Annotated in this window: 18 protein-coding genes and 1 riboswitch; of the genes, 8 read left to right on the top strand and 10 right to left on the bottom strand. The window is 63.3% G+C overall.

From position 1 onward, the window contains the following. Positions 1-539 (bottom strand): hypothetical protein (locus tag KBA32_RS06995; RefSeq protein WP_294356879.1); only part of this gene is annotated, 539 nt, incomplete at its 3' end. 209 nt (positions 540-748) lie between these two features. Between KBA32_RS06995 and msbA the strand changes: the two genes are divergently transcribed. Next, complete coding sequence (gene msbA / locus KBA32_RS06990; RefSeq protein WP_294356877.1) at positions 749-2545, top strand: lipid A export permease/ATP-binding protein MsbA; 1797 nt, start codon at positions 749-751, stop codon at positions 2543-2545. Here msbA and KBA32_RS06985 read toward each other — a convergent pair. Further along, a complete protein-coding gene (locus tag KBA32_RS06985) occupies positions 2525-3310 on the bottom strand; it encodes a lipopolysaccharide kinase InaA family protein (protein ID WP_294356874.1) in 786 nt (261 codons plus the stop codon). The genes msbA and KBA32_RS06985 overlap by 21 nt on opposite strands. Before the next feature lie 217 nt (positions 3311-3527). Between KBA32_RS06985 and KBA32_RS06980 the strand changes: the two genes are divergently transcribed. Together KBA32_RS06980 and KBA32_RS06975 are read left to right on the top strand one after the other, a co-directional pair. Continuing rightward, a complete protein-coding gene (locus tag KBA32_RS06980; RefSeq protein WP_294356871.1) occupies positions 3528-4541 on the top strand; it encodes an NAD-dependent epimerase in 1014 nt (337 codons plus the stop codon). 42 nt (positions 4542-4583) lie between these two features. Continuing rightward, on the top strand, positions 4584-6083 hold the full coding sequence (locus tag KBA32_RS06975; RefSeq protein ID WP_367113758.1) for an ArnT family glycosyltransferase: 1500 nt from the start codon (positions 4584-4586) through the stop codon (positions 6081-6083). Here the strand turns inward: KBA32_RS06975 and KBA32_RS06970 are convergent. The 4 genes from KBA32_RS06970 to KBA32_RS06955 are packed head-to-tail and all read right to left on the bottom strand — an operon-like array spanning position 6023 to position 10270. Continuing rightward, positions 6023-7480 (bottom strand): lipopolysaccharide kinase InaA family protein, encoded by a 1458-nt coding sequence (locus KBA32_RS06970; RefSeq protein WP_294356869.1) that lies wholly within the window; start codon positions 7478-7480, stop codon positions 6023-6025. The two genes, KBA32_RS06975 and KBA32_RS06970, sit on opposite strands and share 61 nt — an antisense overlap. Then, on the bottom strand, positions 7477-8298 hold the full coding sequence (gene rfaP / locus KBA32_RS06965; protein ID WP_294356867.1) for a lipopolysaccharide core heptose(I) kinase RfaP: 822 nt from the start codon (positions 8296-8298) through the stop codon (positions 7477-7479). The genes KBA32_RS06970 and rfaP overlap by 4 nt, the downstream gene beginning before the upstream one ends. Then, entirely contained in the window at positions 8295-9416 is a 1122-nt protein-coding gene (locus KBA32_RS06960) for a glycosyltransferase family 4 protein (protein ID WP_294356864.1), read from the bottom strand. The genes rfaP and KBA32_RS06960 overlap by 4 nt, the downstream gene beginning before the upstream one ends. Beyond that, on the bottom strand, positions 9416-10270 hold the full coding sequence (locus KBA32_RS06955; protein ID WP_294356862.1) for a lysophospholipid acyltransferase family protein: 855 nt from the start codon (positions 10268-10270) through the stop codon (positions 9416-9418). The genes KBA32_RS06960 and KBA32_RS06955 overlap by 1 nt, the downstream gene beginning before the upstream one ends. Before the next feature lie 199 nt (positions 10271-10469). Between KBA32_RS06955 and metK the strand changes: the two genes are divergently transcribed. The 4 genes from metK (at position 10470) to metF (ending at position 15516) form a co-directional block, all read left to right on the top strand. After that, a complete protein-coding gene (gene metK / locus KBA32_RS06950; RefSeq protein WP_294356860.1) occupies positions 10470-11636 on the top strand; it encodes a methionine adenosyltransferase in 1167 nt (388 codons plus the stop codon). A gap of 134 nt (positions 11637-11770) precedes the next feature. After that, positions 11771-13009, top strand: coding sequence for an HD-GYP domain-containing protein (locus KBA32_RS06945; RefSeq protein WP_294356858.1), 1239 nt, complete (start codon positions 11771-11773; stop codon positions 13007-13009). Between the two features lie 42 nt (positions 13010-13051). Continuing rightward, positions 13052-13123, top strand: a riboswitch (S-adenosyl-L-homocysteine riboswitch). A 98-nt stretch (positions 13124-13221) separates the two neighbouring features. Continuing rightward, positions 13222-14637 carry an adenosylhomocysteinase gene (ahcY, locus tag KBA32_RS06940; RefSeq protein WP_294356856.1) on the top strand — a complete coding sequence of 472 codons (1416 nt, stop codon included), beginning with the start codon at positions 13222-13224 and terminating at the stop codon, positions 14635-14637. A 51-nt stretch (positions 14638-14688) separates the two neighbouring features. Next, positions 14689-15516, top strand: coding sequence for a methylenetetrahydrofolate reductase [NAD(P)H] (gene metF / locus KBA32_RS06935; RefSeq protein WP_294356854.1), 828 nt, complete (start codon positions 14689-14691; stop codon positions 15514-15516). A 23-nt stretch (positions 15517-15539) separates the two neighbouring features. Here the strand turns inward: metF and KBA32_RS06930 are convergent, their stop codons facing one another. From KBA32_RS06930 to KBA32_RS06915, 4 genes are all read right to left on the bottom strand, one after another. Then, positions 15540-17426 (bottom strand): potassium transporter Kup, encoded by a 1887-nt coding sequence (locus KBA32_RS06930; protein WP_294356853.1) that lies wholly within the window; start codon positions 17424-17426, stop codon positions 15540-15542. A gap of 115 nt (positions 17427-17541) precedes the next feature. Beyond that, positions 17542-18234 carry a two-component system response regulator KdpE gene (kdpE, locus tag KBA32_RS06925; RefSeq protein ID WP_294356852.1) on the bottom strand — a complete coding sequence of 231 codons (693 nt, stop codon included), beginning with the start codon at positions 18232-18234 and terminating at the stop codon, positions 17542-17544. Then, entirely contained in the window at positions 18234-19805 is a 1572-nt protein-coding gene (locus tag KBA32_RS06920) for a DUF4118 domain-containing protein (RefSeq protein ID WP_294356850.1), read from the bottom strand. The genes kdpE and KBA32_RS06920 overlap by 1 nt, the downstream gene beginning before the upstream one ends. A gap of 122 nt (positions 19806-19927) precedes the next feature. Continuing rightward, the gene (locus KBA32_RS06915; protein ID WP_294356848.1) at positions 19928-21484 is read right to left on the bottom strand and encodes a helicase HerA-like domain-containing protein; all 1557 of its coding nucleotides are present in this window, start codon (positions 21482-21484) and stop codon (positions 19928-19930) included. A 171-nt stretch (positions 21485-21655) separates the two neighbouring features. On the opposite strand from KBA32_RS06915, the gene KBA32_RS06910 reads away from it, so the two are divergent. Beyond that, entirely contained in the window at positions 21656-22381 is a 726-nt protein-coding gene (locus KBA32_RS06910; RefSeq protein ID WP_294356847.1) for a YebC/PmpR family DNA-binding transcriptional regulator, read from the top strand. The last annotated feature ends 78 nt before the right edge of the window (positions 22382-22459 follow it).

Genomic DNA, 22459 nt, shown 5'->3' with positions numbered 1-22459 from the left:
ACGCTCGGCCCGGCAAGGGTCAGGCCGCGCGCGCGCACCTCCTTCCAGACGATCTCCCACATCGCCAGAAAACCGGGGATGGAATGCCCCGCCCAGCGCTTTCTGTTGGTCGTGGAGCCAGCCTCGACGATTTCGACCGTCGCACCGAATCGATCCAATGTCGTGGAGACAAATCTCTGCCATTTTTCAGACGCTTCCGGGGCAGGCATCTGCTTGGCGTCGTCAAACGGCTGAACAAGATGAAGCGTTACCTTGAGTTCGTCAGCAATCAGTCTCGACAGAAGGCGGGCCGCCGCCTTTTTTTCATCTCCTGGCGAAAAATCGATTCGCACGTGACGAATCCCCGCCTCCCGGAGCCGATCAAGGATGTAGTCATCCACCTCGGAATCGTCGGCAGCAGCAACACCCACACCGACAAAGGCGTTGCTGATCTGGTGTCCGGCGACCGGGCGATGGCCTCCACGCAGTGACAGCCCGCCGCGTACGAGACTCGAAACAATTGCCCACCCGAACTGCAAGTGAACTTTACTGAACGGCATCGGCAACACTCATCTGAAACATCCCGCACTCAATGTCTAGCTTAAACAGAACGGTGACAGAGTCACCAGCAACCAATCTCCTGATTCGATGACTCACGCCCCCAGAAAGCCGGTCAGCGAAGCGATCGAACAAAGGCGCTAGTCTAACCCGACGGGCGAAATCGGACGACATGCTACTATTCTCGCCCACCCCAAAGACCGGCAAAGAAATGTCCGCCAATACGACGTCCCACAGTTCATTCAAGATCTACCTGCGACTTCTCGGGTACGTCCGGCCGTTCGCCAAGTACTTCCTGACCAGCATCCTGGGATACATCGCGTTTTCTTCGTCACAGCCGATGCTTGCGGGGATTCTCAAGTATTTTGTCGATGGACTTTCGGCTTCGTCATCCACTGCCTACCGTTTCCCGCTCATCGGCGAAATGGAGCTCATTTACGGCATTCCGCTGTTGATCGTACTGGCGGTCGCCTGGCAAGGCCTTGGCTCATTCGTCGGCAATTACTATCTGGCTCGTGTCTCGCTGGGTTTGATCAACGATCTCAGGCAAACGCTCTTCAACAGCCTGCTTCGCCTGCCCAACGCCTATTTCGACCAGAACAACTCCGGGCATCTCGTTTCGCGCATCACCTACAACGTCACCATGATCACCGGCGCCGCCACCGACGCCATCAAGGTGGTGATTCGCGAAGGCATGACCGTGGTTTTTCTGTTCGTCTATCTGCTGTGGATGAACTGGAAGCTGACGCTCGTCATGTTCGCCATCCTGCCGATCATAGGCGTCATGGTCAGCAGCGCCAGCCGGAAATTCCGGAAACAAAGCCGGAAGATTCAAGCAGCCATGGGTGATCTCACTCATGTCGCTTCCGAAACGATCCACGGCTACAAGGTCGTGCGCAGTTTCGGCGGAGAGGATTATGAATCGGCGCGTTTCCAGCGGGCGAGCGACGAAAATACGCGCAAGCAACTGAAGATGGTCAAGACGGCGGCAACGTTCACGCCGGCGCTGCAATTGGTGATCTTCGGCACGATGGCGACGGTGTTGTTCCTCGTTCTGCTTCTTCGCGGCGATTCCACGGCTGGCGATCTGGTTTCCTACATTACCGCCGCCGGCATGCTGCCCAAGCCGATTCGCCAATTGTCCGAAGTAAGCGAAACGATCCAGAAGGGCCTCGCCGGCGCGGAGAGCATCTTTGCCCAACTGGACGAATCGCCGGAGCTGGACAGGGGGACGGTCGAGAAAGATCGCGTCGACGGTCGTATTGACGTCAAGAATCTCACCTTCCGTTATCCGGGATCCGAACAGATCATTCTGGACGACATCAGCTTTTCGATCGAGCCTGGGCAGATGATCGCGCTCGTCGGCCGTTCAGGCAGCGGCAAGTCGACGCTCGCCAACCTCATCCCGCGTTTCTATCACCACGAAATCGGCCAGATCCTGATCGATAACGTCGATGTCGAGGACTACACGCTACGAAACCTCCGGCAACACATCGCACTGGTCACCCAGCAAGTTTCCCTGTTCAACGATTCCGTCGCCAACAACATCGCCTACGGTGACCTGGCCAATACGCCGAGAGATCGCATCGAAGCAGCGGCTGAATCCGCCTACGCCAAGGAATTCGTCGACCGCCTCCCGGCCGGATTCGACACCCTCGTCGGCGAAAACGGGGTTCTGCTCTCGGGTGGACAACGTCAGCGTCTGGCGATCGCGCGCGCCATCCTGAAGGACTCGCCGATCCTCATCCTCGACGAAGCAACATCGGCACTCGATACCGAGTCCGAGCGTCACATTCAAGCGGCCCTCGATCACGTCATGACCGATCGAACGACGATCGTCATCGCGCATCGCCTGTCGACCATCGAAAAGGCCGACGTGATCATGGTCATGGATCAGGGCCGCATCGTTGAACGCGGAAGCCATGCCGAACTGCTCGCGCAAAACGGGCACTACGCCCGCTTGCACGCGTTGCAGTTCAGCGAAGGATCAACGGAATCGGTGGCGTAGCCGCTGGCTATCGTAGAACCTGGCAATTCGCCGGATCTGCCTTTTGCAACCCGCATTCAAGCGACCTAAGCGTGCGTACGCCAGGTAGAAACGCAGTCGCTGGCTTCGGGAGAGGTAGTTCTTCGCCTCCCGGTCGAGTGATGCCAAGTCCTTGACGATCCGGTATTGCAGAAAGATGTGCCACCAATGGTTGCCAAAGGGGCAATCGATCATGTAGACCTTGGGCGACAGCCCTTCGTCCACGAGTAAATTGCGCCACTTCAGGTCGTTGTGCGCAAACCCTGCGTCATGAAGCGTGCGAGTCATGTCCGCGACTTGCTTCGATACGGTTTCGAGCCACGGCTTGTTTTTTAGATACTCGGGATGTTCGCGCACGGTCTTTGCCAGATCACGGGTTTGTGGCACTTCTTCCGTTACCAAGGCGCCGCGAACGAAACTGCCGAAGGATCGCTCAAGCCCGTAAGCGACAACCGTCGCCGTCGGCACACCATGCTCGCGAAAAAACAGGAAATTCCGTGCTTCCCGCATCACCCGCTGCGGTGCCAGCAGGCCGCGCAAACCAAACCATTGGCGCACCAGGCCCTTGCCATTTCCAACATAGCGCTTGACGTAATAGCACCGGCCGTCGATCGATACTCGCAAAACCCGGCAAAGCGGATCGCGCGATACCACTTCGCCTTCGAGAGAGAACACAGCGTCGATGTCCTGGAAGTATGCTGCGACATCGCCATCGCGATACTCTGGATTCAAATACCAGTTGCCCATTCCTCGTTCTCTCGTCACAAAACCTGATTATCCACTGGACCCAAACCAAAGCCGGACGCCTTTACCGCTTACCGCATGCCTTCCAGTGTCTGAGCTTTGACTCTATGATACCTCCCCTTCACTCATCCCCGGCTGTGCAGCGCGCCGGAACTGACCCGATACAACGCGCCATGTGCGAACGTGTATTGGCCTCCTTCTCTACAGGTATTCGAGCGACATGAAAATCCTGGTTACCGGTTCTGCCGGCTTTATCGGCATGCACGTCGCGCGCCTCCTTCTGCAACGCGGCGAAGAAGTCGTCGGGATCGACAACCTGAACGACTATTACGACCCACGTCTCAAGGCTGCGCGCCTTGAGTGCCTCGCGCCGTTCGCGAACTTTCGCTTCGTCCGCATGGATGTCGCCGACAGCGTAGCGATGGCTTCGTTGTTCGCCAGCGAGCGCTTCGATCGCGTCATCCATCTGGCCGCGCAGGCCGGGGTACGCTATTCGCTGACCAATCCGCAGGCCTACATCCAGAGCAATCTGGTCGGTTTCGGCAACGTGCTCGAAGGTTGTCGCCATAACGCGGTCGAGCATCTCGTCTACGCCAGCAGTTCCAGCGTTTACGGTGCCAACACGCGGATGCCGTTCTCGGTCCACGACGAGGTCAACCACCCGGTCAGCCTGTACGCGGCAACGAAAAAGTCGAACGAGCTGATGGCCCACAGCTACAGCCATCTGTTCGGATTGCCGACGACCGGACTGCGCTATTTCACCGTTTATGGCCCGTGGGGCCGCCCGGACATGTCGCCCTGGCTCTTCACCAGCGCCATCCTGGAAGGCCGAACGATCGATGTGTTCAACCATGGCAAGATGCGGCGCGACTTCACCTTCGTCGACGACATCGCCGAGGGAACCGTGCGCGTCATGGACCACATCGCAGCAGCCAACCCCGGCTTCGATACGAACTATCCCGACGCGGGCAGCAGCCGAGCACCGTACCGCGTGTACAACATCGGCAACCAGCAGCCGGTGGAGCTGATGGTGTTCATCAACACGATCGAAAAGGCGCTCGGTGAGGAAGCAAGGAAGAACTTCCTGCCGATGCAGCCCGGCGACGTGCTCGCGACGTTCGCCGACGTAGACGACCTCAAACGCGACATCGGCTTCAGCCCGAGCACGTCACTCGAGACGGGCATTGGCCGTTGGGCGGACTGGTTTCGCGAATACGTCGGCAAAGGCGCGTAATCCCCGACGAACTCTACAACCGACTTTATCCACGCCTCCTGTATGACCATCCGGCATTCCCCTCGCTTGTTGTGGCTCCTCACTGTTTGTGCCGTCGCAACGCTCGTCTTTCTGATCCGCCTGCACGGAACCACTGACCTCGAAAGCTACGGCCAGCCGAACCGCATTGGTTATCTCCTCGACCTTATGACGCAAGGCCACTTCTTCGTACAACACGACTTGAACAATGTCGCGATGTCCGTACCTCCACTGCACACCTGGATAATGGCTCCCTTCGCTGCCGTGTTCGGGCTCAACCGCGTGGCCGTGGTTCTGCCATCGTTTCTCGCCGTCCTCGCGATCAGCGTGTGGGTGTTCGAGATCGGACGTCGACGCCTTGGCGAACTATCCGCCGGTCTCGCCGCCATAGCTTTCTTGCTGTCACCGGCAACGGCCAAACACATTGCGCTGGTGAGTCCCGATCCGGTATTCGCGTGCATCGTCGCTACGGCGATACTGGTTTGCTCAACAGCATGGCCGGAGTCCGGAGGCGAACGAAAGCGCTGGCTTCTCTTTTCCCTGACGAGTGCGCTGGCGACGCTGACAATGGGTGCGCAGGGCCTCCTTCTTTCCGCCGGAGGATTGCTAGCCTGCGTCTGGAACGACCGGCTCGATTCTCAACGCGGGACAGCGAGCGGGCCATATTTCGCGGCCCTTGCTTTGTTCTTCGGCGTCGTCCTGGCGTGGTTGATTCCCGCCGGACTCACGGTAGGGTTCGGGCAAGCAACCACGATGCTTGTGCCGGCAGCAAGCGGTTGGAGCGCCGGCGAGTTGCTCAGCCCCATCGTCGCGCTGTTGATGCGCTACCTGCCGTTCAGCCTCTTTCTTCTCGTCGCGCTGGTGCGGCAACTTCGTCATTCGACTGCCGACGCCGACGAACGAAGCTTCGAGCGTTTCCTTGCCACGTGGCTTCTTGGCGGACTGCTGGTCGTATCGCTGACCGGGCAGAAAGGCGCCGATCCGGTCTTCGTCCTCTGGCCCGCCGGCGCACTTCTCGCGGGACGAGAGATGGCGCGGTTGGCCGAGCGCATGGGCAAGACGAAGTTCGCCGGCGTCGCCGTCGTGATCAGCTGCATCCTGATCGGCGCCACCTACAACGCGGTTCATTCAGTCGGTCCCGGCAACCTCGGCACCTCCGTTCTCGGGCGAGAACTGCAACTGGCGCGCAACGCCGAACTCGCGGCAAGCGCCATGCAAGCCCACGGTATCGATCCGAACACTTTGCACCACTGGGGAACGCCGGCAACGCTCCAGTTCTACCTTGGCACGTTCCACCCGCTCATCGACAAGGCGGCACTCGATGAGCTGCTGGCCAACGCGACCGGGCCGCTTGGTCTCGCGACGGATGGCGCGGGCATCGAATCGCTGGGCGTGGCCGACCGCTTTCCGGGCACGCGCCGGATCTTCCGCTGGCCAGAGGACGAATCGCAAGCGCCGGCGATTCAGGTTTTCCGCATCGTCCGCCAGGAAGCCGCAGGCGGCAGGTTGGCGTCGAGCCACTGATGCAACGGCGACGTTGATGGCCAGTTGCGCAACAGGCGGGCGCGATCGCGCTGCCAAGCCTTCGCATGGCGTTGCGGCGAGGTGTGTTGCTGCACCGCGTCGAGGTCGATCAGGAGTACCCGCCCGGCGTGCCAGAGCAGATTCGTCGCTTTCAGGTCACCGTGGCTGATGCGCACATCGTGCAAGGACTTGAACAGATCGACGATGGCCTGCGCCACATCACCTTGCGGCACCACATCGCCTGAAAGCAGCTCAAGCAGATTCACCCCCGGGCAGTGTTCCGTGACCAGGAAGGCCCGTCGGCGTAGCGGCCCGATTCGCTCTTCAATCAAGGCCAGCGGTGCTGGCGTAGCGATGCCGAAGAACGCCAGGCGATGCCCTTCGCGCCAGGAATGCCATGCCCTGCTGGGGCGCCAGAAGCGCGCGAGGGCATGACGCAGGTTCTTCAGGTTGTAGCGCTTGATCACCAGCTCGCGCCCTTCGCGTTCCACGCGTGCGACGGTGCTGGTACGCCCGTCCTTGAGCAACAGCCCCCCGCGCATCGCGTCATCGGGAGCGGCCATGATCGGCGCCAGAAAGTCCTCCTCGCTGCGTCGTACCGCGGAGAAGCGCCAGGCACCGCGCACAACCGAGAACAAGGTGCAGTCGCGCAAGGTCTTGCCGAGAAAGTCGCGCAACCGCCAGGCGCGCACGCGGGAAACCGCTTCGTCCAGCGTTGCCGGGTCGGTCGGCTGCACGCCGCCGCCCGCGACATAGGCAGTGAGCAGTGGCGAGCGGTACGCATCCCACACCATCGGCAATTGTGCGAGCAGGACAGCAAGATTCGCACAGGCCTGCTGCTCGTCCAACGGTTTCCCCGGTGTGATTGAACGAACCGCGTCACCATCGATGACAAGGATATCCTCGCCGCCCTGCAGGAAATTACCCAGATGCAGATCGGCCTGCACCAGACCGGCCGCGTGCAGGCGACCGAGCGCGTGAAAGGCCGGCGAGAGCACCGCGAGCGCCGCGTCGTTCCCCGCCGGCGATGACGAAAGCGGCTTCCACACTTCGGCCAGACTGAGCGCACCTTCGACAAATTCGGTAAGCAGAACGTGGCCGGCGCCGGGCAACGCATCCGCCAGCACGATCCCGGGCGTCGGCACACCGGCCTCGGACAGGGCTTCGATGCCGCTCCTCTCCTGCGTCCAATGCCGCACGCTGCCGTTCGCAACGAACAGTTTCGCCAGCACATGGCGGCCGTTCCAGCATCCCTCACCGACGATCCGCTTGCCAGGCAAAACGCGCAGCAAACGCTCGATCACGACGCAGGAACCGTCGGCCAGCGCTACGGAAAACGGCGTCGCCGGTGCCCGTCCGGCAGCCCGCAAGGCGGCTGCGTCGACTCGTTCCGTCACGACGCGCCCTTCGCGTATTTCCGCAGGTAGCGCTCCTGAAGACGGTTCGCCTCGCGCTCCATGTGCGCCAGCAGCCGCGCCTCGTCGCGCAGGACCTGGCGCAAGGGCTTCTCGAAGTACGTACGCAGGAAACGCAGGCGATCACGCCGAGTCAGTCCGATGCTCAAAGCCGAGAAATACAGGCTCGACAGGTCCTTGTCACGCCAGCGGCGCGGGGTCTGCCCCCTGAGCTGCGCGCGATGCAGGTCGATCAGCGAGAGCCTGAAGCAGTCGACCGTCGGCTCCGGATCGAGATGCAGCAGGAAGTGGCAGATGTAGAAATCGCGATGATTGACGCCGCCCCGGTGCATGCGGCCGGCCATGTCCGCTACGCGGTTGATCAAGGCACGTTTGAACGTCACGGGCGGCAGCGCACTCGGCCAATCGCGACAGTAGTCCTCGAGGCTGATCGTCGGCGTGAGTTCTTCGGTCACGATGAACGAATGCTGCGTCGCCGGATTGCGGCCACGCTGGCCGAACGCGACGCCGTGCATCGTATCGACACCGAGTTCGGCGAGGCGGGCAATCGCCCGCCACTCGTTGCCCGCGCCGAGAACCGGCAGACGCAACGAGAGCAGGTTCTTGAGGATTTCCTTCCAGCCGACGCCACGATGGATTTTTACGAAGTAGCCGCGGCCGGCAACTTCGATGCGCAAGGTACGGCGCGCTTCCAGTTCGCGGAATACCTCGCCCTTGAGCGCCTCGACCGCGACAAACGGGTCAAGACCGGACCAAAGGGAAGCAAAGGGCTCCCCGACGAAAAGGGTCGGCCCGGTCATGCGCGATCTTTCAGGATCAGATCGGCGGCGTGCTCGGCATTGCTGTAGATGTCCGCCGTCTCGGCGAACGCCAACGCATTGGCCTGCCAACGTTGCCGCGCCGCCTTGTCCTCGAGCATCGATACGAGCAGCGCGTCCAGGCGCGACTGCGTGAACGGTTCGGGAACGACCAGCCCACCCTCGGCTTCCTCGATGTAGTGCGCGTAGCCGCAAACCGCCGTTGCCAGGACGGGGAGCCCGGCGACCAGCGCTTCGAGCAAGACGGTGCCGGTGTTTTCGTTGTAAGCGGGATGGATCAGCACGTCGGCGCCGAGCAGGAAGCGCGGAATGTCGCTGCGTCCCTGCAGGATACTGACACGCTCGCCGACGCCGAGCGACGCCGCCTGTCGGAGAAAAGCGCCCGGTTCATCCTGGCCGATGACGATCAGGCGCGTGCGCTGCCGCAGTTCATCCGGCAGGTTCGCTAGCGCCTTCAGGCTTCGGTCCAACCCCTTCGTTTTGAACCCGGAGCCGACCTGAAGCAGAAGCAGGTCTTCTTCGGCCAGGCCGAACTCGGCACGAAACCCGGCGCGCACCTCGGCGGCATTCGCCGGCGCGCGTCGGTCCGGCGAGATGCCCGGCGGCAACAGATGGAAACGGCGCGCCGGCGTCGCGTAGTGCTTCTCGAAAAACGGCTGCTGCAGCGACGAGATCATCAGGATCTCGGTCCGGCTCTCCGGCGCAAACACGGCGCGCTCGTACGCAGCGAAATGCCGGTAGCGTCCCGACATCCGGTACAGCGAATTGCGCAAAGTCCGCGCTTTTTCTTCGTAGCAGGGATCGGCCGCGAAATAGACATCGAGTCCCGGCATCTTGTTGAAACCGACGACGCGATCCGCCGGTCGGCGCTTCAAGTCCTTCTCCACCCAATCGGTGAATTTCGCGTAACGCCGCGCATTGCTCAGCGCCCGAACCGGCACGCGCACGACCTCGAAACCGGCCGGCACGTCGCCCGTCCATTCCAGCGTGTAGACGCGAATCGCATGTCCGCGCGCCTGGCAAGCGAGCGCAATGCGCATGAAATCGCGCTGCAAACCGCCGAAGGGGAAATACTTGTAGAAGCAGAAAACCAGCTGCATCAGGCCACCTCCGGCGGCGCTTCGACGCCGCGCGGCCGCTTGTAGCGGTTATAGCCCCAGAGGTACTGCTCGGGACACTGGCGGATCAGCGTCTCGATTTCTTGACTGATCTGCTTGGCCCGCTCTTCCGTGTTGCCGAGGATCGCCTGCGTCGGCCGTTGCAGGTGGAAGTGGTAGCCGGCCCCGCCCGGCAGGCGCTCGGCCCAGACCATTATTACCGCCGCCCCGCTCTCGGAGAGGCGCGCGGCCAGCGTCATCGTATAGGCCGGTTTGCCGAAGAAGTCGATCCAGCGCCCCTCGCCGACCTTGGGTGCCTGATCGGGCAGCATGCCGACCGCCTCGCCCTTCTTCAGCGCCTTGAGCAATGCCCGCACGCCGGTCAGGTCGGCCGGCGCGATGCGCAACTGCTCACGCGCCCGCCCCGTCTCGATCATCGTCTGCAGCCAGGCTTGCTTGGGCGGACGATAGAGCACGGTGATCGGCGCGTGCGTCGACAGGTACTGCGCGGTGATCTCGAAGCAGCCCAAGTGCGGCGTCAGATAAAGAATGCCCTTGCCGGCGCGCGTGGCTTCCTCGACCAGTTCCCAGCCGGATATTTCCACCACGCGCCCCGCCGCTTCGTCGAGCGGGCGCAACCAGATCCTGGGCAGCTCCAGCGACTGGCGGCCGGCATGAGCGATGGCCGAACAGCGCGCACGACGTTCCCCGTCCTCGCCCAGCGCCAGCACCATGTTCTCGCGCATGTGTCGGCGGTAGGTCGGGGAGAGCAGCCAGGCGAGCCAGCCGAGGAGCGCGCCGAGGGCGTGCAGCCAGGCGAGCGGCAGGCGGCTGAGGAGATAAAAGATTGAAATCACGCAATAACCCTGCTGTGCGCGGGTTTGACCCGCGTTGTACGAAAAACTACAATTATCCCATCCGCCGAGTTAATCAGGACAACTTGCAGGGCGGGGAAAGACCTTAATGGTGTTTCAAAATACTGCTAAAGCGTCGTCTGCTCAAACCCCGGAGCCGGCCACGCCGCCGCAACGGGGTTTTTTATTGGAGCAGAATCAGATGTCCAACGAGTTTCTCTTTACTTCGGAGTCGGTTGGTGAAGGCCATCCCGACAAGGTCGCCGACCAGATTTCGGACTCGGTCCTCGACGCCATCCTGGCCGAGGACCCCAAAGGCCGCGTCGCCTGCGAGACGCTGGTATCGACCGGCCTCGTCGTCATCTCCGGCGAAATCACCACCAAGGCGCACATCAATTACCGCGAGATCGCGCAGGAAGCCGTGCGCCGCATCGGCTACGACAACTCCGAGATCGGCTTCGACTACAAGAGCTGCGCCATCCTCACGGCGATCAACCGTCAGTCGCCCGACATCGCGCAGGGCGTCAATGAAGGCCAGGGCCTCGACCTCGATCAGGGCGCCGGCGACCAGGGCCTGATGTTCGGCTACGCCTGCAACGAAACGCCGTCGCTGATGCCGCTGCCGATCTACTACGCTCATCGCCTCATGCAGCGCCAGGCCGAAGTGCGCAAGGACGGCCGCCTGTCGTGGCTGCGTCCGGACGCCAAGAGCCAGCTCTCGGTGCACTACGTCGACGGCAAGCCGGTCTCGATCGACACCGTCGTCATCTCGACACAGCACGATCCGGACATCTCGCACGCGCAGATCTCCGAAGCGGTGATCGAGGAGATCATCGCGCCGGTGTTGCCGAAGGAGCTGCTCTCCGACAAGACGCGTTATCTCGTCAATCCGACCGGGCGTTTCGTCGTCGGCGGCCCGCACGGCGACTGCGGCCTGACCGGGCGCAAGATCATCGTCGACACCTACGGCGGCATGGCCCGTCACGGCGGCGGCGCCTTCTCGGGCAAGGATCCGTCCAAGGTCGACCGCTCGGCCGCCTACGCCGCGCGCTACGTGGCGAAGAACGTCGTCGCCGCCGGCCTCGCCGAGCGTTGCGAAGTGCAGATCGCCTACGCGATCGGCGTCGCCAAGCCCGTCTCGCTGATGGTCGAAACCTTCGGCACGGGCAAGATCGCCGACGAGAAGATCGTCGAACTGATCGGCCGCCACTTCGACCTGCGCCCGAAAGGCATCATTCAGACGCTCAACCTCTTGCGCCCGATCTATACCAAGACCGCCGCCTACGGCCACTTCGGCCGCGAGGAGCCGGAATTCACCTGGGAAGCGATCGACAAGGCCGCCGCGCTGAAGGCCGACGCCGGCCTCTGAGCGCAAGTTTCGCCGAGTAGAAGAAAGGGCCATCCGGCCCTTTCTTCATTTGTGCGGCCGCGGATCGCGCGGCGCTTCGGCGGCATCGCAAATGTAGTATCATATTTGCCATTTCCCATCGATACAACCAACCCATGCTCAAGAAAATCAGCGTCCACCAACTCAAGGTCGGCATGCATCTCAAGGAGTTCTGCGGCTCCTGGATGGAGCACCCGTTCTGGCGCACCGCTTTCGTCATCACCGACCCCAGGGATATCGAACGCATTCTCGAAAGCAGCATCAAGGAGGTCTGGATCGACAGCGCCAAGGGGCTCGACGTCGCGCCGGGCGAAACAGCGGTCTCCGAGGCCGAATCGGAAGCGCAGGTCGACGAAGAACTGAGCCAGGCCGCCGAAGTGCAGCGCGAAACAGCGCCGGTTCCAGCGTCCGCCGAATTCGTGCGTGCCGCCAAGATCTGCGCGCAATCGAAGCGCGCGGTGACGTCGATGTTCCAGGAAGCGCGCATGGGCAAGGCCGTCGACACGATCGGCGCGCAAAAGCTGGTCGAGGAGATTACGGATTCGGTGAGCCGCAACCCGGGCGCGCTGATCAGCCTGGCGCGGCTGAAAACGGCGGACGACTACACCTACATGCACTCGGTCGCTGTCTGTGCGTTGATGATCGCGCTGGCCAGGCAACTTGACCTCGACGAGGAACTGACCCAGAGGCTCGGCATCGCGGGCCTGCTGCACGACCTCGGCAAGGCGCTGATGCCGATGGATGTATTGAACAAGCCAGGCAAACTCACTGACGAAGAATTCGCCATCATCAAGACGCACCCGGAAGAAGGCTACAAGTTGCTGCTCGCCAGCACCGGAGCCGACGATATTGCACTCGACGTCGTACTGCACCACCACGAAAAGACCGATGGTTCCGGCTATCCGAAGCGCCTGAAGAACGAGGAGATCAGTCTCCATGCCAAGATGGGCGCGGTCTGCGACGTGTACGATGCGATCACCTCGAACCGGCCGTACAAGGCGGGTTGGGACCCGGCCGAATCGCTGCGCCGGATGGCCGAGTGGTCGAACGGCCACTTCGATCCGACCGTCTTTCAGGCCTTCGTCAAGAGCCTCGGCATCTACCCGATCGGCTCGCTGGTCAAGCTGAAATCGGGACGTCTTGGGCTCGTCGTCGAACAATCGAAAAAATCGCTGCTCACGCCGTGCATCAAGGTGTTCTATTCGACGCGCTCGAACGCCCGCATCAAGCCGGAAATCATCGACCTTTCGCGCCCGGACTGCCCGGACAAGATCGCGGGGCGCGAAGACCCGTCCAAGTGGAACTTCCCGGACCTCAACGAACTGTGGTCGGGACTGCCGGGGAATCCCTGGTAACTCGTTTCTCTGCACTGCGAATTACCGCGTATAATCCGCGGCTTATCCGAGGAGCGCTGCAAAACTGACGTTCGCCAGTTTCAGGCTCGGAACCTTAAACGGCGCTCATCCATTAACCCGTGCCGGGCACGGGAAGACGGGTGAGCCTGATCCGAAGTCCTTCAGCTCCTTCTCCGCGCTTCCCTCCGGTCACAGTTCTTAAGGAGCTTACTGTGGCTGAAAAATTCACCGACTACGTCATTGCCGATCTTGCGCTCGCCGACTGGGGACGCAAGGAAATCCGCATCGCCGAAACCGAAATGCCGGGCCTGATGGCCATCCGCGAGGAATTCGCGAAAACGCAACCGCTCAAGGGCGCGCGCATCACCGGCTCGCTGCACATGACGATCCAGACCGCCGTGCTGATCGAGACGCTGGTCGCACTCGGCGCCGAAGTGCGCTGGGCCTCGTGCAACATTTTCTCGACGCAGGACCACGCCGCCGCCGCGATCGCCGCTGCCGGCATCCCGGTTTTTGCCGTCAAGGGCGAGTCGCTGCCCGATTACTGGGATTACACGCACCGCATCTTTGAGTGGCCAGCCAACGGAGATGAGGGCGTTTACTCCAACATGATCCTCGACGACGGCGGCGACGCGACGCTGCTACTGCACCTCGGCGCCCGTGCCGAGAAGGACATCTCGGTGCTCGACAAGCCCGACAGCGAGGAAGCCACCGTGCTCTTCGCCGCGATCAAGGCCAAGCTGAAGACCGATCCGACGTGGTACTCGACCCGCCTGGCGCAGATCAAGGGCGTCACCGAGGAAACGACCACCGGCGTGCATCGCCTGTACCAGATGCACGAGCGCGGCGAACTCAAGTTCCCGGCGATCAACGTCAATGACTCGGTCACCAAGTCCAAGTTCGACAACCTCTACGGCTGCCGCGAGTCGCTGGTCGACGGCATCAAGCGCGCGACCGACGTGATGGTCGCCGGCAAGATCGCCGTCGTCTGCGGCTACGGCGACGTCGGCAAGGGTTCGGCGCAGGCGCTGCGCGCACTCTCGGCGCAGGTGTGGGTCACGGAAGTCGACCCGATCTGCGCGCTGCAGGCGGCGATGGAAGGCTACCGCGTGGTCACGATGGATTACGCCTGCGACAAGGCCGACATCTTCGTCACCTGCACCGGCAACTACCACGTCATCGACCATCAACATCTGGTCAAGATGAAGCACAACGCCATCGTCTGCAACATCGGCCACTTCGACTCCGAGATCAACGTCGCCTCGATCGAAGGCTACGCTTGGGAAGAGATCAAGCCGCAGGTCGACCACATCACGCTGCCGTCGGGCAACCGCATCATCCTGCTGGCCAAGGGTCGTCTGGTCAACCTCGGCTGCGCCACCGGCCACCCGAGCTACGTCATGTCGTCCTCGTTCGCCAACCAGACGATTGCGCAGATCGAGCTGTTCACCAAGACCGCCGAATACCCGGTCGGCGTCTATACGCTGCCCAAGCATCTCGACGAGAAGGTCGCGCGCCTGCAGTTGAAGACGCTCAACGTGCAACTCACCACGCTGTCGGCGGAACAGGCCGCCTATATCGGCGTCGCGGTCGAAGGCCCGTACAAGACGACGCACTACCGCTATTGATGACCCGCGCCATTCCGGTTCGCGCCGGAATGGCGGTTGCCAAGGATCCGCATGAACACTGAAATCTCCATCGAATTCTTCCCGCCGCAAACGCCCGAGGGCGTCGAAAAACTGCGTGCGGTCCGCGAGAAGCTGGCCGTCCTCAAGCCTGAGTTCTTCTCCGTCACTTTCGGCGCCGGCGGCTCGACACGCGAACGCACCTTCGCCGTCGTCAAGGAAATCGCCGCCGAAGGCTTCAACGCAGCGCCGCACCTCTCGTGCATCGGCTCGACGCGCCAGAACATCCGCGACATCCTGAACGACTATCGGAGCGCCGGCATCCGCCGCATCGTCGCGCTGCGCGGCGACCTGCCGTCCGGGACCGCTGAAGCCGGCGAGTTCCGCTACGCCAACGAACTCGTCGAGTTCATCCGCAAGGAAACCGGCGACCACTTCCGCCTCGAAGTCGCCGCCTATCCCGAGTGGCACCCGCAGGCACGCTTCCCGCGCGACGATCTGGCGAACTTCGTGCGCAAGGTCAAGGCCGGCGCCGATTCGGCGATCACGCAGTACTTCTACAACGCCGACGCCTACTTCCACTTCGTCGACGAAGTGCGTGCGCTGGGCGTCGATATCCCGATCGTCCCCGGCATCATGCCGATCGCCAGCTTCTCCAAGCTCGCCCGCTTCTCCGACGCCTGCGGCGCCGAACTGCCGCGCTGGATGCGCCGCAAGTTCGAGGGCCTGGGCGACGACACCGACGCCATCCGCGCCTTCGGTCTCGATATCGTGACCGAGCTGTGCGAGCGCCTGCTCGCCGGCGGCGCGCCAGGCCTGCACTTCTATTCGATGAACCAGTCGGCGCTGACGTTGGAGATTTGCAAACGGCTGGGGATTTAAGCTTCGCCGGAAGGTACAGCGCCCTACAGAATCACCTGCGATCCCAGCTCGACCACACGATTCGACGGAATCTTGAAAAAGGCCGTCAGGCTGCTTGCGTTGCGGAACATCAGCGCGAAAAGCAGGACGCGCCAATAGGCCATCGCCTTGCTGCGGCGCGGGATCAGCGTCTCGCGGCCGAGGAAGAACGAGGTATCCATCATCTCGAATTCCAGCCCGAAATGCGCGCAGAGGGCGAGCGCGGCCGGCAGATCCGGCTCGTCCTTGAAGCCGTACTGGACCGTAATCTGCCAGAAGCTCTCGCCCAGGTCGGCGACTTCGACGCGGTCGATTTCCGGCACGTGCGGCACGTCGAAGATGCGGATGGTGACGATCACCATGCGTTCGTGCAGCACCTTGTAGTGCTTGAGGCTGTGCAGCATCGCGCGCGGCACGCCCTGCGGCCGGCCGGTGAGGAAGACCGCCGTGCCGGGTACGCGCGTCGCGCCGCCGAGGGCGAGGCTCTCGATGAACGGCGAGAGCTGGATCGCGTCCTGGCCGAGCTTTTCGTGCAGTACTTCGCGGCCGCGTTTCCAGGTCGCCATCAGGATGAAGACGAAGAGGCCGAAAGCGAGCGGAAACCAGCCGCCGGCAAGGATCTTGATCGAGTTCGCAGAGAAAAAGGCGAGGTCGATCAACACGAACGGCAGGATGCACAACACCGTCGGCATGAGCTTCCAGCCCCAGAGTTCGCGCGCGACGACGAAGACGAGCAGGTTGGTGATCAGCATGGTGCCGGTGACGGCAATGCCGTAGGCCGCGGCGATGTTGCTCGACGATTTGAAGCCGAGCACCAGCGCAATCACCGCCGCCAGCAACAGCCAGTTGATCGCCGGCAGGTAGATCTGGCCCATCTCACTCTCCGAGGTGTGGCGCACCTGGAAGCGCGGCAGGTAGCCGAGCTGCATGGCTTGCAGCGTCAGCGAGAAGGCGCCGGAAATCACTGCCTGCGAGGCGATCACCGTGGCCATCGTCGCCAGAATCACCAGCGGATACAGCGCCCGGCCGGGCGCCAGCAGGTAGAACGGATTGCTCACGCTCGCCGGGTTGGTGAGCAGCAGCGCCCCCTGTCCGAAGTAGTTGATGAGGAGCGCCGGCAACACCATGCCGAACCAGGCGAGCTGGATCGGCCGGCGGCCGAAGTGCCCCATGTCGGCGTAGAGCGCCTCACCGCCGGTGAGCACCAGGACGACGGCGCCGAGCGACAGAAAGCCGAGCCCGGGGTTGGCGACGAAGAACTGTACGGCCCAGCCCGGATTGAGGGCGCGCAGCACGTCCGGCGCAGCGACGATGTTGGCGAGACCGAGGACGCCAAGCGTGGCGAACCAGAGCATCATCACCGGCCCGAACAAGCGCCCGACACTGGCCGTGCCGTGGCGCTGGATGACGAACAGGCCGGCGAGCACGATCAACGCCAGCGGAATGACGAATGGCTCAAGCGCCGGGGTGATGATCTCCAGCCCTTCGACGGCCGAAAGCACCGAAATGGCGGGCGTGATGACGCCGTCGCCGTAGAACAGCGCGGCGCCGAACAGGCCAAGGATGACGATCACGTTGCGCCCGGTCGAACCGGGCTTCTGTTGCCGCAGTGCGAGCGCCATCAGCGCCATGATGCCGCCCTCGCCACGATTGTCGGCACGCGTGATGAACGACACGTACTTGCCGCTGACCACGGCCATCAGCGCCCAGAACACCAGCGACAGGATGCCGAGCACGTTCTCCGGCGTGATCGGCACCGGATGGTGCGGGCTGCCGAAGACTTCCTTCAGCGCATACAGCGGGCTGGTGCCAATGTCGCCATAGACGACGCCGAGCGCTGCCAGGGCGAGGCCGCCGAGGCGGGTGTGGTCAGAGGTGGTTGTTTGTGTCATGGATTGTTCTCTTTGTTTTGTATCCCGGTGCAATGCGCTGCGCTTATTGCACCCTACGAATCTTCGGTAGGGCGCAATAACCGAAGGGCATTGCGCCGATCCACGTCAAAAACGCCTACGGCTGAAACCGATACCCCACGCCGGTTTCGGTCAGCAGGTACCTGGGTTGCGTCGCGTCGTCTTCCAGCTTCTGCCGCAAATGGCCGACGTAGACGCGTAGGTAGTGGTTGCTCTCGATGCTGGCCGGCCCCCACACCTCGCGCAGCAGGTGACGCTGCGTCATCACCTTGCCGGTGTTGGCGAGCAGCACGCAGAGCAGGCGGTATTCGATCGGCGTCAGATGCACTTGCTCGTCGCGACGCGTGACGACGCGGCGCGACAGGTCGACCTTGACCTCGCCGAATTCGACGATCGTGCTCGCCTCTTCACTGCTGCGGCTCTGCCGGCGCAGCAGCGCCCGCGCGCGGGCGCGCAACTCGCCGACGCCGAAGGGTTTGGTCAGGTAGTCGTCGGCGCCGACGTCGAGCGCCTGAATCTTTTCCTTCTCGTTCGAGCGCGCCGAGAGGACGAGGATAGGCACGTCCGACCAGGCGCGCAGGTCGCGGATGAAATCGACGCCGTTGCCGTCGGGCAGACCGAGATCGAGTACGATCAGGTCGGGCTTGTTGGCGCCCGCTTCGAGCAGTCCGTCGGCGCAGCTGCCCGCCTCGAAGACGCGACAGCCTTCTTCCTCCAGCGACGTGCGTACGAAGCGGCGGATCAGCTTCTCGTCCTCGACGATGAGGACGGCAGGCGATTGGGCGTTCATCAGGCAAGGTCCTCGGGCGATGGCGCCTCTTCCACGATGCTCGGCGGATTGCCGAGCGGCAGCGTGAAGCGCACGCGCGCCCCGCCCTGTTCACCGTTCGCGGCACGGACCGATCCGCCGTGCGCCTCGACGATCGCGCCGCAGATCGCCAGCCCGAGCCCGACGCCGGGCTTCGTCGACTCGGCCTCGCCGCGCACGAACATCTCGAACACGGCGCTCCCGTTGGCCGGAGCGAAGCCTTTGCCGTTATCGCTCACGGTCACTTCAAGCAGACCGTCGCGGCTTGCCACATCGATCGCCACGCCCGCGCCCGGCGGCGAATACTTGGCGGCGTTCTCCAGCAGGTTGCAGAACACGCGCTCGATCAACACGGCGTCGAACTCGACGAGCGGCAAATCCTTCGCCAGCGTGACCTTGACCGGATGCTCGGCGAGCGCACGCCCGAGCAGCTTGATGCTCGACCCGATGACTTCCTCGATCGGCTGCCACTCCTTCTGCAGCGTCACGTCGCCGGCGTGCAGGCGCGCCATGTCGAGCAGATTGCCGACGAGTCCGGCCATGCGCTCGGCCTGGTCGCGAATCGCCAGCGCCGTCTCCAGCGCGACGGCGCCAAGCGGCGGCCGGCTGATGGTCAGCGAATCGGCGAGGCCGACGAGCGAGGTAAGCGGCGTGCGCAGATCGTGCGAGAGCGCCGAGAGGATCGAGCTGCGCAGGCGCTCCGACACCATCTGCACCTGCGTGCGCTGCGCGACGTCGACGTAATGCACGCGCTCGATGGCGATCGCCACCAAGGAGGCCATCGTCTCCAGGCGCTGGCGCTGGGCAAGCAGATCGGCGGCTTCGCCGTCGACCGGCGCTACGGCGACGACGCCGCGCACGCGCATCGGCGCTTTCAGCGGCAAGTAGAGCATGGCGAAACCGGCGCCGCCCAATGGCCCGCATTCGACCGGCGACCCACTGCTGAAGGCCATTTCAGCGATCCGCGGTTCGATCTGCAAACGTGCCGACTCCCGCCCGACGACAGCGTGCGACACGGCGTACAGTTCGCCCGCGTTGTCGGAAAGCAGGACGACGGCGTCGGCGCCGAGCACGTGACGCAGGAAGCTGCGCGTGATCTCGACCACCTGCTCGACCACCAACGCCCCGGAGAGATCGCGCGCCATTTCGTACAGCGCGCGCGTACGCAGCGTCTCGGTCGCCGACTCGCCGGCCTGGCGCCGCAGACCGGCAGTCAGCCGGCCGGTGATGAGCGCCACCGCGAGCATGACGACAAAGGTCACCCCATACTGCCCGTCGTGCACCTCGAAGGAGAAACGCGGCTCAACAAAGAAGAAATCGAAGAACGCCACGCTCAGGAATGCTGCGAGCACGGCCGGGCGCAGGCCGAGAAGAACGGCAACGAGCAGGACGGCAAGCAGGAACAACATGACGATGTTCGCCAGATCGAGATACGCCGACAAGGGCGTCGCCATCGCCGTCATCGCGGCGCACAGCGCGAACGTCAACGCGTACTGCTGCCAGGCGGCGAGCGACGACAGACGATGCGAACAACGGGACAGACAGGGGAACATGATTCCTTCACCGACAGGACCGCCTGCAACCAGACGTGACCGAATTGTCCTGCGGTGAAAGTAAAAACGGTGTAAAGATTTGCGCCGCCGGCGGGGAGACAGCCCCGCCGCAAGCGCCTCGATCAGCGCCGGCGCGCGCTGCCGCCGAGCATCGAACCGAGCACGCCGCGGATGATCTCGCGCCCGACTTGCGAACCGATGGCGCGCGCCGCCGATTTGGCCAGCGCTTCGGCGACGCCTTCGCGCCGGCCGCCGCGCGGACCGGTCGTGCCGCCGAGCAGATCGCCCAGGCCGCCGAGCCAGCCGCCGCCGGACGCGGGTTCGGCTTGCGCCGGCGCCTGGGTCTGCGGCTGAGTGGGCGGAATCGGCGACGCACCGCCATTCGCCGGCGGCGCGGCAGCCGCAGCGGGCGCGCCGCGCAGCTTTTCGTAGGCCGACTCGCGATCGAGTGCATTTTCGTAGACGCCGAAGACCAGCGAGGCCTCGATCACCGCCTTGCGCTCGCTCGCGTTGAGCGGCCCGATGCGCGACGCCGGCGGCAGGATGAAGGCGCGCTCGACGATGGTCGGCCGGCCCTTTTCGTCGAGAAAGGAGACGAGCGCTTCGCCGACGCCAAGTTCGGTGATCACCGCCGCCGCATCGAAGGCCGGATTCGGGCGCAACGTCTCGGCCGCCGTCGCCACCGCCTTCTGGTCGCGGGGCGTGAAGGCGCGCAGCGCGTGCTGCACGCGATTGCCGAGCTGGCCGAGCACCTTGTCCGGGATGTCGAGCGGATTCTGCGTGACGAAATAGACGCCGACACCTTTCGAGCGGATCAGGCGCACCACCTGCTCGATCTTCTCGAGCAGCGCCGGCGGCGCCTCGTTGAACAGCAGATGCGCCTCGTCGAAGAAGAAGACGAGCTTCGGCTCGTCCATGTCGCCGACTTCGGGCAGCTGTTCGAACAGTTCGGAGAGCAGCCAGAGCAGGAAGGTTGAATAGAGGCGCGGCGAACTCATCAGCTTGTCGGCAGCGAGGATGTTGACGATGCCCTTGCCGTCGTCGGTCTGCATCAGGTCGTTGATGTCGAGCATCGGCTCGCCGAAGAAGACGTCGCCGCCCTGCTCCTCCAACGTCAGCAGACCGCGCTGGATGGCGCCGATCGAAGCCGCCGAGACGTTGCCGTACTCGGTGGTAAACGACTTCGCGTTCTCGCCGACGTACTGCACCATCGCGCGCAGATCCTTTAGATCGAGCAGCAGCAGGCCGTTGTCGTCGGCGATCTTGAACACCAGCTGCAACACGCCCGATTGCGTGTCGTTCAGGTTGAGCAGGCGGGCGAGCAGGATCGGTCCCATGTCGGAAATCGTCGCGCGCACCGGATGGCCCTGTTCGCCGGCGACGTCCCAAAACGCTGCGGGGAACCTGGCCGGCGCCCAGTCCTCGACGCCGAGCGTTTTCAGGCGCTCCGCGAGCTTGGCCGACTCCATCCCGGGCGCCGCGATCCCCGACAGGTCGCCCTTGACGTCGGCCATGAACACCGGCACGCCGATGCTGGAAAAGCGCTCGGCGAGCACCTGCAGCGTGATTGTCTTGCCGGTCCCGGTCGCGCCGGTGATCAGGCCGTGGCGGTTGGCGAGCGCCGGCAGCAGGGCGAGGTCGGTTTGCTGGTGTCGGGCAACGACGAGCAGTTCAGCCATCTCATACTCCTGAAGTAAGAACAGAGCGGGTGCAAAGTAAGGGAGGTGGTAAAATGTCGGGCTCTGCTTCAGCCCGTATTATCGATCAGTTTCATTCATCAATCGCTGCGCGCAGTCGTGGTCGGGATACCCCGAACGGCCGTGCCGCCACAGGACACAGACGAGGTTAACATGGCCGGACATTCCAAATGGGCCAACATCCAGCACCGTAAAGGTCGCCAGGACGAAAAGCGCGGCGCCGCCTTCTCCAAGATCGCCAAGGAAATCACCGTTGCCGCCAAGATGGGCGGCGGCGACCCGAGCTTCAACCCGCGCCTGCGCGTGGCGATCGACAAGGGCAAGGCGGTCAACATGCCGAAGGACAAGATCGACACCGCGATCAAGAAGGGCACCGGCGAACTCGAGGGCGTCGATTACGTTGAAATCCGCTACGAAGGCTACGGCATCGGCGGCGCCGCGGTGATGGTCGATTGCCTGACCGACAACAAGACGCGCACCGTCGCCGAAGTTCGCCACGCCTTCAACAAGTACGGCGGCAACATGGGCACCGACGGCTGCGTCGCGTTCCAGTTCAAGCACTGCGGCCAGATGCTGTTCGCCCCGGGCACCGACGAAGCGGCGATCATGGACGCGGCGATCGAAGCCGGCGCCGACGACGTGATCACCAACGAAGACGGCTCGATCGAAGTCATCACGCCGCCGAACGACTACATCACGGTCAAGGAGGCGCTCGAAGCCGCCGGCTTCACCGCCGAGTTCGGCCAGGTGACGATGAAGGCCGAGAACGAAACCGAGCTGACCGGCGACGACGCGGCCAAGATGCAGCGCCTGATCGACGCGCTCGAAGGCCTCGACGACGTGCAGGACGTTTTCACGAGCGTGGTGCTCGAAGAGTAACCAGCTTCGTCCGCCTCAAGATGAAACGGCGCGCAAGCGCCGTTTTCTTTTTCTCCGCGCCAATCCGACCGGCGTACT

The sequence above is a fragment of the Propionivibrio sp. genome, assembly GCF_017995515.1.
GTDB lineage: Bacteria > Pseudomonadota > Gammaproteobacteria > Burkholderiales > Rhodocyclaceae > Propionivibrio.
This window is presented reverse-complemented; position numbering and strand designations above follow the sequence as displayed.

Excerpts from the sequence above, each read along its gene's own strand:
- KBA32_RS06910 (WP_294356847.1), top strand. The coding sequence starts at position 21,656 with ATGGCCGGACATTCCAAATGGGCCAACATCCAGCACCGTAAAGGTCGC.
- rfaP (WP_294356867.1), bottom strand. The coding sequence starts at position 8,298 with ATGACCGGGCCGACCCTTTTCGTCGGGGAGCCCTTTGCTTCCCTTTGG.
- kdpE (WP_294356852.1), bottom strand. The coding sequence starts at position 18,234 with ATGAACGCCCAATCGCCTGCCGTCCTCATCGTCGAGGACGAGAAGCTG.
- metK (WP_294356860.1), top strand. The coding sequence starts at position 10,470 with ATGTCCAACGAGTTTCTCTTTACTTCGGAGTCGGTTGGTGAAGGCCAT.
- KBA32_RS06920 (WP_294356850.1), bottom strand. The coding sequence starts at position 19,805 with ATGTTCCCCTGTCTGTCCCGTTGTTCGCATCGTCTGTCGTCGCTCGCC.
- KBA32_RS06915 (WP_294356848.1), bottom strand. The coding sequence starts at position 21,484 with ATGGCTGAACTGCTCGTCGTTGCCCGACACCAGCAAACCGACCTCGCC.
- KBA32_RS06975 (WP_367113758.1), top strand. The coding sequence starts at position 4,584 with ATGACCATCCGGCATTCCCCTCGCTTGTTGTGGCTCCTCACTGTTTGT.
- msbA (WP_294356877.1), top strand. The coding sequence starts at position 749 with ATGTCCGCCAATACGACGTCCCACAGTTCATTCAAGATCTACCTGCGA.
- KBA32_RS06930 (WP_294356853.1), bottom strand. The coding sequence starts at position 17,426 with ATGACACAAACAACCACCTCTGACCACACCCGCCTCGGCGGCCTCGCC.
- KBA32_RS06945 (WP_294356858.1), top strand. The coding sequence starts at position 11,771 with ATGCTCAAGAAAATCAGCGTCCACCAACTCAAGGTCGGCATGCATCTC.
- KBA32_RS06985 (WP_294356874.1), bottom strand. The coding sequence starts at position 3,310 with ATGGGCAACTGGTATTTGAATCCAGAGTATCGCGATGGCGATGTCGCA.
- metF (WP_294356854.1), top strand. The coding sequence starts at position 14,689 with ATGAACACTGAAATCTCCATCGAATTCTTCCCGCCGCAAACGCCCGAG.
- KBA32_RS06960 (WP_294356864.1), bottom strand. The coding sequence starts at position 9,416 with ATGCAGCTGGTTTTCTGCTTCTACAAGTATTTCCCCTTCGGCGGTTTG.
- KBA32_RS06980 (WP_294356871.1), top strand. The coding sequence starts at position 3,528 with ATGAAAATCCTGGTTACCGGTTCTGCCGGCTTTATCGGCATGCACGTC.